This is a genomic window from Methylobacterium sp. AC315 (genome assembly GCF_979253755.1).
On record NZ_CEEDEA010000004.1, the window covers coordinates 127710 to 141347 of the forward strand.

The following is a 13638-nucleotide window of genomic DNA, read 5'->3' on the forward strand; positions in this document are numbered from 1 at the left end:
GAGTTTAAGAGATGTCCCGTCGTCACTCTGCCGAGAAGCGTGAGATCATCCCGGACCCGAAGTACGGGGATGTGGTGCTGACGAAGTTCATGAACTCGATCATGTACGAGGGCAAGAAGTCGACCGCCGAGCGGATCGTCTACGGTGCCTTCGACATCGTCGAGAACCGCGCCCGCGCCAACCCGATCGAGGTGTTCCGCGCTGCGCTCGACAATGTCGCCCCGATGATCGAAGTGCGCTCCCGGCGCGTCGGCGGCGCGACCTACCAGGTCCCCGTCGAGGTCCGGACCGAGCGCCGCCAGGCCCTCGCCATCCGTTGGCTGATCCAGGCCGCCCGGTCGCGCAACGACCGCACCATGATCGAGCGGCTCTCCGCCGAGCTGCTCGACGCCGCGAACAACCGCGGCAACGCCGTCAAGAAGCGGGAAGATACGCACCGGATGGCTGAAGCCAACCGCGCCTTCTCGCACTACCGCTGGTAAGCGGTTCCGCCGTCTCTCAGGAGCAATCCAATGCCCCGCACGCACGCGATCGAGGACTACCGCAACTTCGGCATCATGGCCCACATTGATGCCGGGAAGACCACGACCACGGAGCGGATCCTCTACTACACCGGAAAGTCGCATAAGATCGGCGAAGTCCATGACGGCGCCGCCACCATGGACTGGATGGAGCAGGAGCAGGAGCGCGGCATCACGATCACGTCCGCCGCGACGACGTGCTTCTGGCGCGAGAAGCGCCTGAACATCATCGACACCCCTGGGCACGTCGACTTCACCATCGAGGTCGAGCGTTCCTTGCGCGTGCTCGACGGCGCCGTCTGCGTGCTCGACGGCAACCAGGGCGTGGAGCCCCAGACTGAGACCGTCTGGCGCCAGGCCGACAAGTACGACGTCCCGCGCGTCGTGTTCGTCAACAAGATGGACAAGATCGGCGCCGACTTCTTCAAGTGCGTTGCCGACATCATCGATCGCGTCGCCGGCAAGCCGGTCTGCCTGCAGCTGCCGATCGGCGCCGAGTCCAGCTTCAAGGGCGTCATCGACCTGATCAAGATGAAGGCGATCGTCTGGTCCGGTGAGACCCTGGGCGCCGACTTCTCCGAGGTCGAGATCCCCGAGGAGCTCAAGGACCAGGCCGTCGAGTACCGCAGCAAGCTGGTCGAAGCCTGCGTCGAACTCGATGACGAAGCCATGGTGGCCTATCTCGACGGTACCGAGCCGGATGCCGCGACGATGCACAAGCTCGTGCGTCGCGCCGTGCAGCTGCGCGCCTTCCATCCGGTGCTGTGCGGCTCGGCCTTCAAGAACAAGGGCGTGCAGCCCCTGCTCGACGCCGTGGTGGATTACCTCCCCTCCCCGGCCGATCGTGGCGACGTCGACGGACTAGACTTCAAGACCGAGGAGCCGGTCGTCCGTCACCCGACGGATGCCGATCCCTTCTCCATGCTCGCCTTCAAGATCATGGACGATCCCCACGTCGGCACCATCACGTTCTGCCGCGTGTACTCGGGCAAGATCGAGTCGGGCGCCAACGTCATCAACTCGACGCGCGACAAGAAGGAGCGCGTCGGCCGCATGCTCCTGATGCACGCCAACAACCGTGAGGACGTCAAGGAAGCCTTCGCGGGCGATATCGTCGCCCTCGCCGGTCTCAAGGACACCCGCACCGGTGACACCCTGTGCGATCCGCAGAAGGCCGTGATCCTGGAGCGCATGGAGTTCCCGGAGCCGGTGATCGAGATCGCCGTCGAGCCCAAGTCGAAGGCCGATCAGGAGAAGCTCGGCATCGCGCTCGCCAAGCTCGCCGCCGAGGATCCGTCCTTCCGGGTCTCGACGGACCAGGAATCCGGCCAGACCATCCTCAAGGGGATGGGGGAGCTTCACCTGGACATCAAGGTCGATATCCTGCGCCGGACCTACAAGGTCGACGCGAATATCGGCCAGCCGCAGGTGGCCTACCGCGAGAAGCTGACCCGACGTCAGGAGATCGACTACACCCACAAGAAGCAGACCGGCGGTACGGGCCAGTTCGCCCGCGTCAAGTTCGTCGTGGAGCCGAACGAGCCGGGTGCTGGCTTCCAGTTCGAGTCGAAGATCGTCGGCGGCGCGGTGCCCAAGGAGTACATCCCGGGCGTCGAGAAGGGCCTCAACTCGGTCCTGGGCGCCGGCGTGCTGGCGGGCTTCCCTGTGGTCGACGTCAAGGTCGAGCTGATCGACGGTGCCTACCACGACGTCGATTCATCGGCGTTGGCCTTCGAGATCGCGTCCCGGGCCGCACTGCGCGAGGCGCTTCAGAAGGGCGGCTCGGTCCTGCTCGAGCCGGTGATGAAGGTCGAGGTCGTCTCGCCGGAAGAGTATACCGGCTCGGTCATCGGCGACCTGAACTCCCGCCGCGGCCAGATCCAGGGCCAGGACATGCGTGGCAACGCCAACGTCATCAACGCGATGGTGCCGCTGGCCAACATGTTCGGTTACGTGAACAACCTGCGCTCCATGTCGCAGGGCCGGGCGAACTTCACCATGCAGTTCGACCACTACGAAGAGGTGCCGCGCGGCGAGGCCGACAAGGTCATCGCCAAGTACGCCTGAGGCTACGCCGGTACCACCTCTTCATCCGCAACACGATTTCGAATCTAGGAGGCTCTGATGGGCAAGGAAAAGTTCGCTCGCACCAAGCCGCACTGCAACATCGGCACGATCGGTCACGTCGACCACGGCAAGACGTCGCTGACGGCGGCGATCACGAAGGTGCTGGCTGAGACGGGCGGTGCGACGTTCACGGCCTACGACCAGATCGACAAGGCCCCGGAGGAGAAGGCGCGCGGGATCACGATCTCGACCGCGCACGTGGAGTACGAGACGGCCAACCGGCACTACGCGCACGTCGACTGCCCCGGCCACGCCGACTACGTGAAGAACATGATCACGGGCGCCGCCCAGATGGACGGCGCGATCCTGGTGGTGTCGGCGGCCGACGGCCCGATGCCGCAGACCCGCGAGCACATCTTGCTCGCCCGCCAGGTCGGCGTGCCGGCGCTGGTGGTGTTCCTGAACAAGGTCGACATGGTCGACGACGAGGAGCTCCTGGAGCTGGTCGAGCTCGAGGTGCGCGAGCTTCTGTCGAAGTACGACTTCCCGGGCGACGACATCCCGATCACCAAGGGCTCGGCGCTGATGGCGCTGGAGGACAAGGAGCCCAAGATCGGCAAGGAGGCGGTGCTGGCGCTGATGGCGACGGTGGATGCCTACATCCCGCAGCCGGAGCGTCCGATCGACCTGCCGTTCCTGATGCCGATCGAGGACGTGTTCTCGATCTCGGGCCGCGGCACGGTGGTGACGGGTCGCGTCGAGCGCGGGATCGTCAAGGTCGGCGAGACGGTGGAGATCGTCGGTATCCGGGCGACCACGACCACGACGGTGACCGGCGTGGAGATGTTCCGCAAGCTGCTCGACCAGGGCCAGGCGGGCGACAACGTCGGCGTGCTGCTGCGCGGCACCAAGCGCGAGGACGTGGAGCGTGGCCAGGTCGTGTGCAAGCCGGGTTCGGTGAAGCCGCACACCAAGTTCAAGGCCGAGGCGTACATCCTGACCAAGGAGGAAGGCGGCCGCCACACGCCGTTCTTCACCAACTACCGGCCGCAATTCTACTTCCGGACCACGGACGTGACCGGGGTGTGCGAGCTGCCGGAGGGCACCGAGATGGTGATGCCGGGCGACAACGTGACCATGGACGTCACGCTGATCGTGCCGGTGGCCATGGAGGAGAAGCTGCGCTTCGCCATCCGCGAGGGCGGTCGCACCGTCGGTGCCGGCGTCGTCGCCGCCATCAACGACTAAGCCAGGATAGCATCCTTAGCAGGGCGCGGCGGGGACACGTCCTCGCACCCCCCGCCGTCCCTCTCAAGGTTTCAGGATTATGAACGGTCAGAACATCCGCATCCGCCTCAAGGCGTTCGATCACCGCATCCTCGATGCGTCGACCAAGGAGATCGTCTCCACGGCCAAGCGCACCGGCGCGACCATCCGGGGTCCGATCCCGCTTCCGACGCATATCGCGAAGTTCACCGTGAACCGCTCGCCGCACATCGACAAGAAGTCGCGCGAGCAGTTCGAGATGCGCACGCATAAGCGAGTGCTCGATATCGTCGATCCGACGCCGCAGACCGTGGACGCGCTGATGAAGCTCGACCTCGCCGCCGGCGTGGACGTGGAGATCAAGCTCTAAGTCCCGCCGGGATTTCGAGCTTACCGTTTCATCGCGCGAGGGAGAGACCTATGCGCTCAGGCGTCATCGCACAGAAGGTCGGCATGACCCGCGTCTTTACGGACGCGGGGGAGCATGTCCCCGTCACAGTGCTTAAGATCGATCAGTGCCAGGTGGTGGCCCACCGCACCGTCGAAAAGAACGGCTACGTCGCCCTCCAGGTCGGCGTGGGCAAGGCCAAGGTTAAGAACGTGTCGGCGGCCGAGCGCGGTCGCTTCGCGGTCGCCAAGGTCGAGCCGAAGAAGAAGCTCGCCGAGTTCCGCGTGTCCGAGGACGCGCTGATCCCGGTCGGCGCGGAGATCACCGCGGACCACTTCATTCCGGGTCAGTTCGTCGACGTGACGGGCACGACCACGGGTAAGGGCTTCGCCGGCGGTATCAAGCGCTGGAACTTCGGCGGCCTGCGCGCCACCCACGGCGTGTCCATCTCGCACCGTTCGATCGGTTCGACCGGCGGCCGTCAGGACCCGGGCAAGACCTTCAAGAACAAGAAGATGCCGGGTCACCTCGGTGTCGAGCGGGTCACCACCCAGAACCTGCGCGTCGTGCGCACCGATCCCGAGCGCGGCCTGATCCTGGTCGAGGGCGCGGTCCCCGGTGTCGCCGGTGGCTGGATCCAGATCCGCGACGCGGTGAAGCGCAAGCTCCCCGCCGACGTTCCGCTGCCGGGCAAGTTCCGTGAGAACGGCGCGTCCACCGAGTCCGCCCAGACCGCCCCCGAGGCCCCTGCGGCTGAGGAGACCGCCTGATGAAGCTCGATATCACCACTCTCGACGGCGCCGGCGCTGGCTCGGTCGATCTGAACGAGGAAATCTTCGGCCTTGAGCCGCGGGCCGACCTCCTTCAGCGCATGGTACGCTGGCAGCTCGCCAAGCGGCGCGCCGGAACCCACGCGGTGAAGAACCGTTCGGACGTGAACCGCACCCGTAAGAAGCTGTACAAGCAGAAGGGCACCGGCAACGCCCGTCACGGCGCTGCCTCGGCACCGCAGTTCCGCGGTGGCGGACGCGCCTTCGGGCCGGTCGTTCGCGACCACAGCCACGACCTTCCCAAGAAGGTCCGTGCCCTGGCACTGCGCCACGCTCTGTCGGCCAAGGCCAAGTCCTCGACCCTGATCGTCGTCGACGACATCAAGATCGAGGATCACAAGACCAAGGGTCTCATCGAGCGCTTCGGCAAGATGGGCCTCTCGAACGCGCTGATCATCGGCGGTGCCGAGGTCGACGTGAATTTCGGCCGCGCCGCGCGTGCCATCCCGCAGATCGACGTCCTTCCCGTGCAGGGGATCAACGTCTACGACATCCTGCGCCGTAACACGCTCGTCCTGACGAAGGCCGCTGTCGACGCGCTGGAGGAGCGTTTCAAATGAGTGCCGATCCGCGCCACTACGATATCATCGTCTCCCCGGTCATCACCGAGAAGGCGACGAACCTGACCGAACAGAACAAGGTCGTCTTCCGGGTCGGCCCGAAGGCGACCAAGCCTCAGATCAAGGAGGCGGTCGAGAAGCTGTTCGACGTCAAGGTCACGGCGGTGAACACCCTCGTGACCAAGGGCAAGAAGAAGATTTTCCGCGGTCTCCGCGGGCAGCGCTCCGACGTGAAAAAGGCGATCGTCACCCTGGCCGAGGGCCACACGATCGACGTCACGACCGGGCTCTGAGGACGGGTTTTAGGGATCCAAGCCGATGGCCTTGAAGACATTCAAACCGGTCACGCCGAGCCTGCGCCAGCTCGTGCTCGTCGACCGCCGTGAGCTCTACAAGGGCAAGCCGGTGAAGGCGCTGACGGAGGGCAAGAGCTCCTCCGGCGGCCGTAACAACCTCGGCCGCATCACCGTCCGCTTCCGCGGCGGTGGCCACAAGCGTGTGCTGCGCAACGTCGATTTCAAGCGTCGCGAGCAGCTCGGCGTGACGGCGACGGTCGAGCGGATCGAGTACGATCCGAACCGCACCGCGTTCATCGCCCTGATCAACTTCCCCGACGGGAAGCAGAGCTACATCCTGGCTCCGCAGCGCCTGCAGCCGGGCGACAAGGTGGTGACGGGCGAGAACGTCGACATCAAGCCGGGCAATGCCGGTCCGGTCGGCTCGATGCCGGTGGGTACGATCATCCACAACGTCGAGCTGAAGATCGGCAAGGGCGGCGCGATCGCCCGCTCGGCCGGGAACTACGCTCAGATCGTCGGACGCGACCAGGGCTACGTGACGCTGCGGCTGAACTCGGGCGAGCAGCGCCTCGTGCATGGCCAGTGCTTCGCGACCGTCGGTGCGGTCTCGAACCCGGACCACATGAACATCTCGCTCGGCAAGGCCGGGCGCAACCGGTGGCTCGGCAAGCGCCCGCATAACCGCGGCGTCTCCATGAACCCGGTGGATCACCCGCACGGCGGCGGCGAGGGCCGTACCTCGGGCGGCCGCAACCCGGTCACGCCGTGGGGCGTGCCGACCAAGGGGAAGAAGACCCGGTCCAACAAGCGGACCGACGTGTTCATCCTGTCCAGCCGCCACAACCGCAAGAAGTAATCGCTATGGCACGCTCTCTCTGGAAGGGGCCGTTCGTCGACGGCTACCTCTTCAAGAAGGCCGAAGCGGCGCGGGGCTCCTCGCGCTCAGAGGTCATCAAGATCTGGAGCCGCCGCTCCACGATTCTCCCGCAGTTCGTCGGGCTCACCTTCGGTGTGCACAACGGGCAGAAGCATATCCCGGTCTACGTCTCCGAGGAGATGGTGGGGCATAAGTTCGGCGAGTTCTCGCCGACCCGCACCTTCCACGGGCACGCGGCCGACAAGAAGGCGAAGAGGCGCTGAGATGGGCAAGCAAGCCACCCCCCGCGCGCTCCCCGAGAACGAGGCGAAGGCAGTTGCGCGCATGCTGCGTGTCAGCCCGCAGAAGCTGAACCTCGTGGCGCAGATGATCCGCGGCAAGAAGGTCGACACTGCGTTGGCCGAGCTGCAGTTCTCGCGCAAGCGCATCTCGACCGAGGTCAAGAAGTGCCTCGAGAGCGCGATCGCGAATGCCGAGAACAACCACGATCTGGATGTCGACGATCTCGTCGTCACCCAGGCCTTCGTGGGCAAGGCCCTCGTGCTCAAGCGCTTCCACGCTCGTGCCCGCGGCCGCGGTGCGCGTATCCTGAAGCCCTTCTCGAACCTCACCATCGTGGTTCGCGAAGTCCGCCAGGCCGAAGCGGCTTAAGGAGGATCTCATGGGCCAGAAAGTCAATCCGATCGGTCTCCGTCTCGGTATCAACCGGACCTGGGACTCCCGCTGGTTCGCCGGCAAGGGCGAGTACGCCAAGCTGATGCACGAGGACGTCGCCATTCGCGCCGCCCTGATGAAGCAGCTGAAGCAGGCCGCCGTCTCGAAGATCGTAATCGAGCGTCCGCACCGGAAGTGCCGCGTCACCATCCACTCGGGTCGTCCGGGCGTGGTGATCGGCAAGAAGGGCGCGGATATCGAGAAGCTGCGCAAGCTGGTCGGCACGATGACCAAGGCTGACGTGACGATCAACATCGTCGAGGTGCGCAAGCCCGAGATCGACGCTACCCTGGTGGCCGACTCGATTGCTCAGCAGCTCGAGCGCCGCGTTGCCTTCCGTCGCGCCATGAAGCGCGCCGTGCAGTCGGCGATGCGTCTCGGTGCGGAGGGCATCCGGATCAACTGCTCGGGCCGTCTCGGCGGCGCCGAGATCGCTCGCCAGGAATGGTACCGCGAGGGCCGGGTCCCGCTGCACACGCTGCGCGCGGACGTGGATTACGGCACCGCTACGGCGTTCACGACCTACGGCACTTGCGGCATCAAGGTCTGGGTGTTCAAGGGCGAGATCCTTGAGCACGACCCGATGGCCCAGGACAAGAAGGCCCAGGAAGAGGGTGGCCGCTCCGGCGGACGCCGTGAGCGCGATGGCGAGGGCGGCCGCGAGCGCGGACGCCGCGAGCACGCGTAAGGTAGGAAGCCATGCTGCAACCCAAAAAGACTCGCTTCCGTAAGCAGTTCAAGGGCCGCATCCACGGTGCGGCCAAGGGCGGCTTCGAGCTGAACTTCGGTCAGTTCGGCCTGAAGGCTGTCGAGCCCGAGCGCGTTACCGCACGGCAGATTGAGGCGGCCCGCCGCGCGATCACCCGTGAGATGAAGCGCCAGGGCCGCGTCTGGATCCGGGTATTCCCGGACGTCCCGGTCTCCTCGAAGCCGACCGAAGTCCGCATGGGCTCGGGCAAGGGCGCTCCGGATTACTGGGCCGCCCGTGTCCATCCGGGCCGGATCATGTTCGAGGTCGACGGTGTCGCCGAGGACATTGCCAAGGAGGCCCTGCGCCTCGGTGCCGCCAAGCTCCCGATCCGTACGCGGGTCGTCCAACGCATCGCCGACTGAACGGAGGATATCGTGAAGTCGACCCAGAGAGTGTCTGATCTGAAGGCGTTGTCGCCGGATCAGCTGAACGACGAGTTGCTGAACCTCAAGAAGGAGCAGTTCAACCTGCGCTTCCAGGGGGCTACCGGCCAGCTCGAGAACGTCGCCCGCGTCCGTGAGGTCCGCCGCGACATCGCCCGCGTCCGCACCCTGCAGCGTTCGAAGACGCTGCAGGCGTCCAAGAGCTGACAGGGGCTTAGGAGAACACCATGCCGAAGCGCGTCCTGCAGGGCACCGTCGTCAGCGACAAGGGCGAGAAGACCATCGTGGTGAAGGTGGAGCGTCGCTTCACTCACCCGGTGATGAAGAAGACCGTGCGCCGCTCGAAGAACTACCATGCCCACGACGAGGCGAATGTCGCCAAGGTCGGGCAGACGGTGTTCATCGAGGAGTGCCGCCCCTTCTCGAAGACCAAGACCTGGAAGCTGGTCGAGGACCAGGCCTCCGCGGTCGCCGAGGCCGGCGAAGCCGCCTGATCAAGGGAAGCGGCGGCTGCGGGTTTCCGCGTCCGCCTCGACGTAGCTGGAAGTTGGACGGTCGGGACGTTGCACCGGATACGGTGCTTTCTTCCCTACCCGGCGTTCAGTACGACAAACGCCCGGACGAAGCTCGACCCTCATAGGGCCGGATTCGCGCCGGGCGTTGTCGTTTCTGGGGCGTGGCCTGGATCGGGCGAGAGCGGTCGATCCAGGCCTGGGACGATCAAGGCTTTAGGGGGTCATCGACCTTTCTCGGGTGCAAGGCGGAGCCCTGCGAGGCTCGCGAGACTGGCTCGAACCCCGCTGAACCTGCCAAAGGGCTCCAGCCCTTTGGCATTCCGCTTGTCTGCCGTTCGTCAGGCCTCGCCTTCGTCGAGGTCGTCCTCGGTCGGCTTGGCATTTTCCAGGATCTTCTCGGCGACGAGGCCGGAATTCTGGCGGATCGAGGCTTCGATCTTGCCGGCGATCTCAGGGTTGTCGCGCAGGAACCCCTTCGAGTTCTCGCGGCCCTGGCCGAGGCGCTGGCTGTTGTACGAGAACCAGGCGCCGGACTTCTCGACGATGCCGGCCTTCACGCCAAGGTCGATCAGCTCGCCGACCTTCGACACGCCCTCGCCGAACATGATGTCGAACTCGACCTGCTTGAACGGCGGCGCGACCTTGTTCTTGACGACCTTGACGCGAACCTGGTTGCCGATCGCCTCGTCGCGGTCCTTGAGGGTCGAGATCCGGCGGATGTCGAGGCGCACCGAGGCGTAGAACTTCAGCGCGTTGCCGCCCGTGGTGGTCTCCGGGCTGCCGTACATCACGCCGATCTTCATCCGGATCTGGTTGATGAAGATCACCATGCAGTTCGAGCGCGAGATCGAACCGGTGAGCTTGCGCAGGGCCTGGCTCATCAGGCGGGCCTGGAGGCCGGGCTGGCTCTCGCCCATCTCGCCCTCGATCTCGGCCCGCGGGGTCAGCGCGGCGACTGAATCGACCACCAGCACGTCGATGGCGCCGGAGCGCACCAGCGTGTCGGTGATCTCGAGCGCCTGCTCCCCGGTGTCCGGCTGCGAGATCAGCAGGTCGTCGAGATTGACGCCGAGCTTACGGGCGTAGATCGGGTCGAGGGCATGCTCGGCGTCCACGAAGGCGCAGACGCCGCCCTTCTTCTGGGCCTCGGCGATGGTGTGCAAGGCCAGCGTCGTCTTGCCGGACGATTCGGGGCCGTAGATCTCCACGACCCGGCCGCGGGGCAGGCCTCCGACGCCGAGCGCGATGTCCAGGCCGATCGAACCGGTTGAGACGGTCTCGACCTCCTGCACCTTGTCGTTCTTGCCGAGGCGCATGATCGAGCCCTTGCCGAAGGCACGCTCGATCTGGGACAGGGCGGCGTCGATCGCCTTGGACTTGTCCTTGTCCACCGGGGGCATGTCGACCACTTTCAATGCAGGCTGGGCCATCTGGCGGGCTCCTTATGAAGGGGTTGCGCGCCATTCACAACGCGCGTCAACACGGCGTTTGTGTACCCTTTTTGTTCTCATTCTGCAAGGCCGCCGGACATGGGAACGCCGCCCGGATGGGGCGGCGCTCAGGTTCTCGGTCGGGCTCTTTTTGCCGGAGCGCCGTCAGTCGGCCGCCATGGTCTTCTTCACGGTCTCGACCAGCTGCTTGAGGCTGAACGGCTTGGGCAGGAAGTTGAAGGCTTCGCCCTCGGGCAGGTTCTTGCGGAACGCGTCCTCGGCGTAGCCCGAGACGAAGATCACCTTCAGGTCCGGCTGGCTCTTGCGCACCTCGCGCAGCAGGGTCGGGCCGTCCATCTCGGGCATCACCACGTCCGAGACGACGAGGTCGATGGGCTGGCTGCCCTCGCGCACGATCGCCAGGGCCTCCAGGCCGGAGGCGGCCTCCAGGACGGTGTAGCCCCGAGCCGACAGCGCCCGGCTGTTGACCGCCCGGACGGGATCCTCGTCCTCGACCAGCAGGATCGTCCCCTGCCCGGTATGGTCGGCAGCGGGCTTGCGCGGGGCCGGCTTCTCCGGTGCCTTCTGGGTGCCGGTGCGATCGACGGAGCCGGGCGGCTTGGCCGTCGCCGGCATGTCGGCCCGGGGCAGGGCCGGAACCGCGGGGGCGGCCTCCTCGGGCTCCGCGACGGGCACGTGCCGCGGCAGGTAAATCCGGAAGGCGGTCCCCTCTCCGATGGTCGATTGCACGTCGATGGTGCCGCCGGATTGCTTGACGATGCCGAACACCGTCGAGAGCCCGAGGCCGGTGCCCTTGCCGATCTCCTTGGTGGTGAAGAAGGGCTCGAAGATCTTTTCCATCAGCTCGGCCGGAATGCCCTGGCCGGTATCGCGCACCTCGATCAGGACGTGGTCGCCCGCGGGTGCGCCGCCGCGTCCCTCCACGGCCGCAATCGGCCCCGGATCGGTCACGTTCTCGGTGCGGATCATCAGCTTGCCGCCGTCCGGCATCGCATCGCGGGCATTGACCGCCAGGTTCACGATCACCTGCTCGAACTGGTTGACGTCGGCCTTCACCGGCCAGACGTCGCGGCCGTGCTTCAGCTCCAGGGCGACGCGCTCGCCGAGCAGCCGCTTGAGCAGCAGGGTCAGCTCCGAGAGCCCCTCCCCGACATTCATCACCTCCGGACGCAGGGTCTGTCGGCGCGAGAACGCCAGGAGCTGGCGGACGAGGCCCGCCGCCCGGTTGGCGTTCTGCTTGATCTGCATGATGTCCTGGAAGGCCGGGTCGGTCGGCCGGTGGCTCGCCAGGAGCAGGTCCGAGTAGCCGATGATCGCCTGGAGGACGTTGTTGAAGTCGTGTGCGATGCCGCCGGCGAGCTGGCCTACGGCGTTCATCTTCTGAGCCTGGGCGACCTGCTGCTCCAGCTGCCGCTGCGCCGTGGTGTCGAGGGCGTACAGGATCACGCGCTCGGCCTCGTCGGCCTTGTGGGTGGCGTCACTGCTGTCGGCCGGGCTGAGCCAGAGCCGGGCCGAGCGGCCCCCCGGGCCGCTGAGCTGGACCTCGATCGGCTCCGGGTCGGACAGGCCGCTGGCGGCCCGGGCGAGGCCGGCCTCCAGGGAGGCGCGGTCGACCACCGAATCGGCCACGTTGGGCTCGGCGCCCTGGGTGCCCTCCCCCTCCGGACCGCCCTCGTCGACCTGGCGCGGCACCGTGCCGAACAGACGCGTGAACGAGGTGTTGGCCCGGGCGATCCGGCCGGAGCGGTCCAGGGTCGCGATGGCGATCGGGGAGTTGTTGAGGAAGCGGGCGAGCCGGACTTCGGCGGCGCGCTGCGGCTCGTCGGTCTCGGCCCCGGCCGAGCGGTTGATCACGAAGGTCCGCGACGAGCCGGGCTTGCCATCCTTGCCGAAGGCGACGCGGTGGTACAGCCGCACCGGCAGGGTGTGGCCGTTGCGGCGGCGCAGGTCGAGGTCGAACCGGTCGGTGCGGACCTCCCCGGGCAGGCCGGCGGTGCGCACCAGCACGTCGGCCTCCGGGGCGATCTCGGTGAGGTGCGGGCCGCCCGGGCCGACGCTCGCCAGGTCGTAGCCGAGCCAAGCCGCGAGCGTCGCGTTCATGTAGACGATCGCGCCGGCCGGATCGATCGACAGGAATCCCGCCGGGGCGTGGTCGAGATAATCGATCGCGTGCTGAAGCTCCTGGAAGACGTTCTCCTGGCGCTCGCGCTCGGCGGTGATGTCCGCCACCGTCCAGAGCGAGGCGGCCCGGCGCGGGCGCGCCAGGGGCCGCACCGACACCCGGTACCAGCCGAAGCCGCGCTCGTTCGCCTGGGGGCCGAGCGGCGGCGACATCCGGATTTCCTCGGTATGGGCCCGGCCGTCCCGCGAAGCCTGCGACAGGCGGTAGACCGCCTCCGAGACCTCCGGCGAGCCGACCAGGATGCGCTCCACGGGCACGAGGTTCGAGAACGCGTCGCCGCCGGCGACCCGCAGGTAGGCCTCGTTGGCGTAGATCAGGCGGCCGCCATCCTCGACCACCAGCGCCCCGTCCGGGGAGGCGTCGACGATGCCCTTGGTGATGTCGTCCCGGGTCGCGGTACCGCTGAGCTGAAGCGCCCCGATCGCCAGCGCGAACAGGAAGAACACGCCGGCCATCGCCAGCAGGGCCAGCAGCCAGACGATCAGCGACTGCGCCTGCTCGTTAGCCACGAAGGACAGGCCGATGGCGGCCCCGACCAGCAGGCCGGCGAGCACGAGCAGCAGCCCGACCCGGCCCGGCTGCTCCGAGCGGTCGATCGAGCCGGTCCCCTGCGGGTTCGCGATCTGCGTGCCCGTCGCGGGCGCCGGAGGTCCAGTGACGTCGGCCATCGGCATCATTCCAGAACAATCACCCGGTTAGGCCCGCCGGCCATAGCAGGGCACGGGCGGTACGGCATCACCCGCGTCGCGCCGTTCGCGTCGCGCCAAGCCTTGCTGCAGCCTTGCAAAAAAAGGTGGAGGAAGCGTGGCTTTTCGGGCCCACGGGATGCGATCG

General features: G+C 66.7%; 16 protein-coding genes. 14 read left to right on the plus strand and 2 right to left on the minus strand.

Going from position 1 to position 13638, the window contains the following annotated elements; all coding sequences use genetic code 11:
- The first annotated feature begins 11 nt into the window (after nt 1-11).
- From rpsG to rpsQ, 14 genes are all read left to right on the plus strand, one after another.
- Nucleotides 12-482 (plus strand): 30S ribosomal protein S7, encoded by a 471-nt coding sequence (gene rpsG / locus AC0IY0_RS08295; RefSeq protein ID WP_007557567.1) that lies wholly within the window; start codon nt 12-14, stop codon nt 480-482.
- A 30-nt stretch (nt 483-512) separates the two neighbouring features.
- Nucleotides 513-2588: an elongation factor G gene (gene fusA / locus AC0IY0_RS08300; RefSeq protein WP_147909525.1), complete on the plus strand. Its 2076-nt coding sequence runs from the start codon at nt 513-515 to the stop codon at nt 2586-2588.
- A gap of 57 nt (nt 2589-2645) precedes the next feature.
- Nucleotides 2646-3836 carry an elongation factor Tu gene (gene tuf / locus AC0IY0_RS08305; protein ID WP_147853161.1) on the plus strand — a complete coding sequence of 397 codons (1191 nt, stop codon included), beginning with the start codon at nt 2646-2648 and terminating at the stop codon, nt 3834-3836.
- Between the two features lie 79 nt (nt 3837-3915).
- Nucleotides 3916-4224, plus strand: coding sequence for a 30S ribosomal protein S10 (gene rpsJ / locus AC0IY0_RS08310; RefSeq protein ID WP_007569268.1), 309 nt, complete (start codon nt 3916-3918; stop codon nt 4222-4224).
- 50 nt (nt 4225-4274) lie between these two features.
- Nucleotides 4275-5012, plus strand: a complete 738-nt coding sequence (gene rplC, locus AC0IY0_RS08315; RefSeq protein WP_058194332.1) for a 50S ribosomal protein L3 — start codon at nt 4275-4277, stop codon at nt 5010-5012.
- Nucleotides 5012-5632 (plus strand): 50S ribosomal protein L4, encoded by a 621-nt coding sequence (gene rplD / locus AC0IY0_RS08320; RefSeq protein ID WP_147853162.1) that lies wholly within the window; start codon nt 5012-5014, stop codon nt 5630-5632. The genes rplC and rplD overlap by 1 nt, the downstream gene beginning before the upstream one ends.
- Entirely contained in the window at nt 5629-5925 is a 297-nt protein-coding gene (locus tag AC0IY0_RS08325) for a 50S ribosomal protein L23 (protein ID WP_007569272.1), read from the plus strand. Before rplD ends, AC0IY0_RS08325 begins: the two co-directional genes overlap by 4 nt.
- A 25-nt stretch (nt 5926-5950) precedes the next feature.
- Nucleotides 5951-6787: a 50S ribosomal protein L2 gene (rplB, locus tag AC0IY0_RS08330; RefSeq protein WP_147853163.1), complete on the plus strand. Its 837-nt coding sequence runs from the start codon at nt 5951-5953 to the stop codon at nt 6785-6787.
- Between the two features lie 5 nt (nt 6788-6792).
- A complete protein-coding gene (gene rpsS, locus AC0IY0_RS08335) occupies nt 6793-7071 on the plus strand; it encodes a 30S ribosomal protein S19 (RefSeq protein WP_007569276.1) in 279 nt (92 codons plus the stop codon).
- A gap of 1 nt (nt 7072) precedes the next feature.
- Nucleotides 7073-7459 (plus strand): 50S ribosomal protein L22, encoded by a 387-nt coding sequence (gene rplV / locus AC0IY0_RS08340; protein WP_147853164.1) that lies wholly within the window; start codon nt 7073-7075, stop codon nt 7457-7459.
- Nucleotides 7460-7469: 10 nt separating this feature from the next.
- Nucleotides 7470-8210 carry a 30S ribosomal protein S3 gene (rpsC, locus tag AC0IY0_RS08345; RefSeq protein ID WP_147853165.1) on the plus strand — a complete coding sequence of 247 codons (741 nt, stop codon included), beginning with the start codon at nt 7470-7472 and terminating at the stop codon, nt 8208-8210.
- Nucleotides 8211-8221: 11 nt separating this feature from the next.
- Nucleotides 8222-8635, plus strand: coding sequence for a 50S ribosomal protein L16 (rplP, locus tag AC0IY0_RS08350; RefSeq protein WP_007569280.1), 414 nt, complete (start codon nt 8222-8224; stop codon nt 8633-8635).
- 12 nt (nt 8636-8647) lie between these two features.
- Nucleotides 8648-8863 (plus strand): 50S ribosomal protein L29, encoded by a 216-nt coding sequence (gene rpmC, locus AC0IY0_RS08355; RefSeq protein WP_058194328.1) that lies wholly within the window; start codon nt 8648-8650, stop codon nt 8861-8863.
- A gap of 20 nt (nt 8864-8883) precedes the next feature.
- Nucleotides 8884-9150, plus strand: a complete 267-nt coding sequence (rpsQ, locus tag AC0IY0_RS08360) for a 30S ribosomal protein S17 (RefSeq protein WP_147907559.1) — start codon at nt 8884-8886, stop codon at nt 9148-9150.
- A gap of 359 nt (nt 9151-9509) precedes the next feature.
- Here the strand turns inward: rpsQ and recA are convergent, their stop codons facing one another.
- Together recA and cckA are read right to left on the minus strand one after the other, a co-directional pair.
- Nucleotides 9510-10571 carry a recombinase RecA gene (recA, locus tag AC0IY0_RS08365; RefSeq protein WP_409565429.1) on the minus strand — a complete coding sequence of 354 codons (1062 nt, stop codon included), beginning with the start codon at nt 10569-10571 and terminating at the stop codon, nt 9510-9512.
- Nucleotides 10572-10766: 195 nt separating this feature from the next.
- Nucleotides 10767-13472, minus strand: coding sequence for a cell cycle histidine kinase CckA (gene cckA / locus AC0IY0_RS08370; RefSeq protein ID WP_147907561.1), 2706 nt, complete (start codon nt 13470-13472; stop codon nt 10767-10769).
- Between the last annotated feature and the right edge of the window lie 166 nt (nt 13473-13638).

What these genes read in the sequence shown, in the direction of transcription:
- rplB (WP_147853163.1), top strand. Translation starts at nt 5,951, where the DNA reads ATGGCCTTGAAGACATTCAAACCGGTCACGCCGAGCCTGCGCCAGCTC.
- rplV (WP_147853164.1), top strand. Translation starts at nt 7,073, where the DNA reads ATGGGCAAGCAAGCCACCCCCCGCGCGCTCCCCGAGAACGAGGCGAAG.
- rplD (WP_147853162.1), top strand. Translation starts at nt 5,012, where the DNA reads ATGAAGCTCGATATCACCACTCTCGACGGCGCCGGCGCTGGCTCGGTC.
- rplP (WP_007569280.1), top strand. Translation starts at nt 8,222, where the DNA reads ATGCTGCAACCCAAAAAGACTCGCTTCCGTAAGCAGTTCAAGGGCCGC.
- recA (WP_409565429.1), bottom strand. Translation starts at nt 10,571, where the DNA reads ATGCCCCCGGTGGACAAGGACAAGTCCAAGGCGATCGACGCCGCCCTG.
- rpsS (WP_007569276.1), top strand. Translation starts at nt 6,793, where the DNA reads ATGGCACGCTCTCTCTGGAAGGGGCCGTTCGTCGACGGCTACCTCTTC.
- rpsC (WP_147853165.1), top strand. Translation starts at nt 7,470, where the DNA reads ATGGGCCAGAAAGTCAATCCGATCGGTCTCCGTCTCGGTATCAACCGG.
- rpsQ (WP_147907559.1), top strand. Translation starts at nt 8,884, where the DNA reads ATGCCGAAGCGCGTCCTGCAGGGCACCGTCGTCAGCGACAAGGGCGAG.
- rplC (WP_058194332.1), top strand. Translation starts at nt 4,275, where the DNA reads ATGCGCTCAGGCGTCATCGCACAGAAGGTCGGCATGACCCGCGTCTTT.
- AC0IY0_RS08325 (WP_007569272.1), top strand. Translation starts at nt 5,629, where the DNA reads ATGAGTGCCGATCCGCGCCACTACGATATCATCGTCTCCCCGGTCATC.
- rpsG (WP_007557567.1), top strand. Translation starts at nt 12, where the DNA reads ATGTCCCGTCGTCACTCTGCCGAGAAGCGTGAGATCATCCCGGACCCG.
- tuf (WP_147853161.1), top strand. Translation starts at nt 2,646, where the DNA reads ATGGGCAAGGAAAAGTTCGCTCGCACCAAGCCGCACTGCAACATCGGC.
- cckA (WP_147907561.1), bottom strand. Translation starts at nt 13,472, where the DNA reads ATGGCCGACGTCACTGGACCTCCGGCGCCCGCGACGGGCACGCAGATC.
- rpsJ (WP_007569268.1), top strand. Translation starts at nt 3,916, where the DNA reads ATGAACGGTCAGAACATCCGCATCCGCCTCAAGGCGTTCGATCACCGC.
- fusA (WP_147909525.1), top strand. Translation starts at nt 513, where the DNA reads ATGCCCCGCACGCACGCGATCGAGGACTACCGCAACTTCGGCATCATG.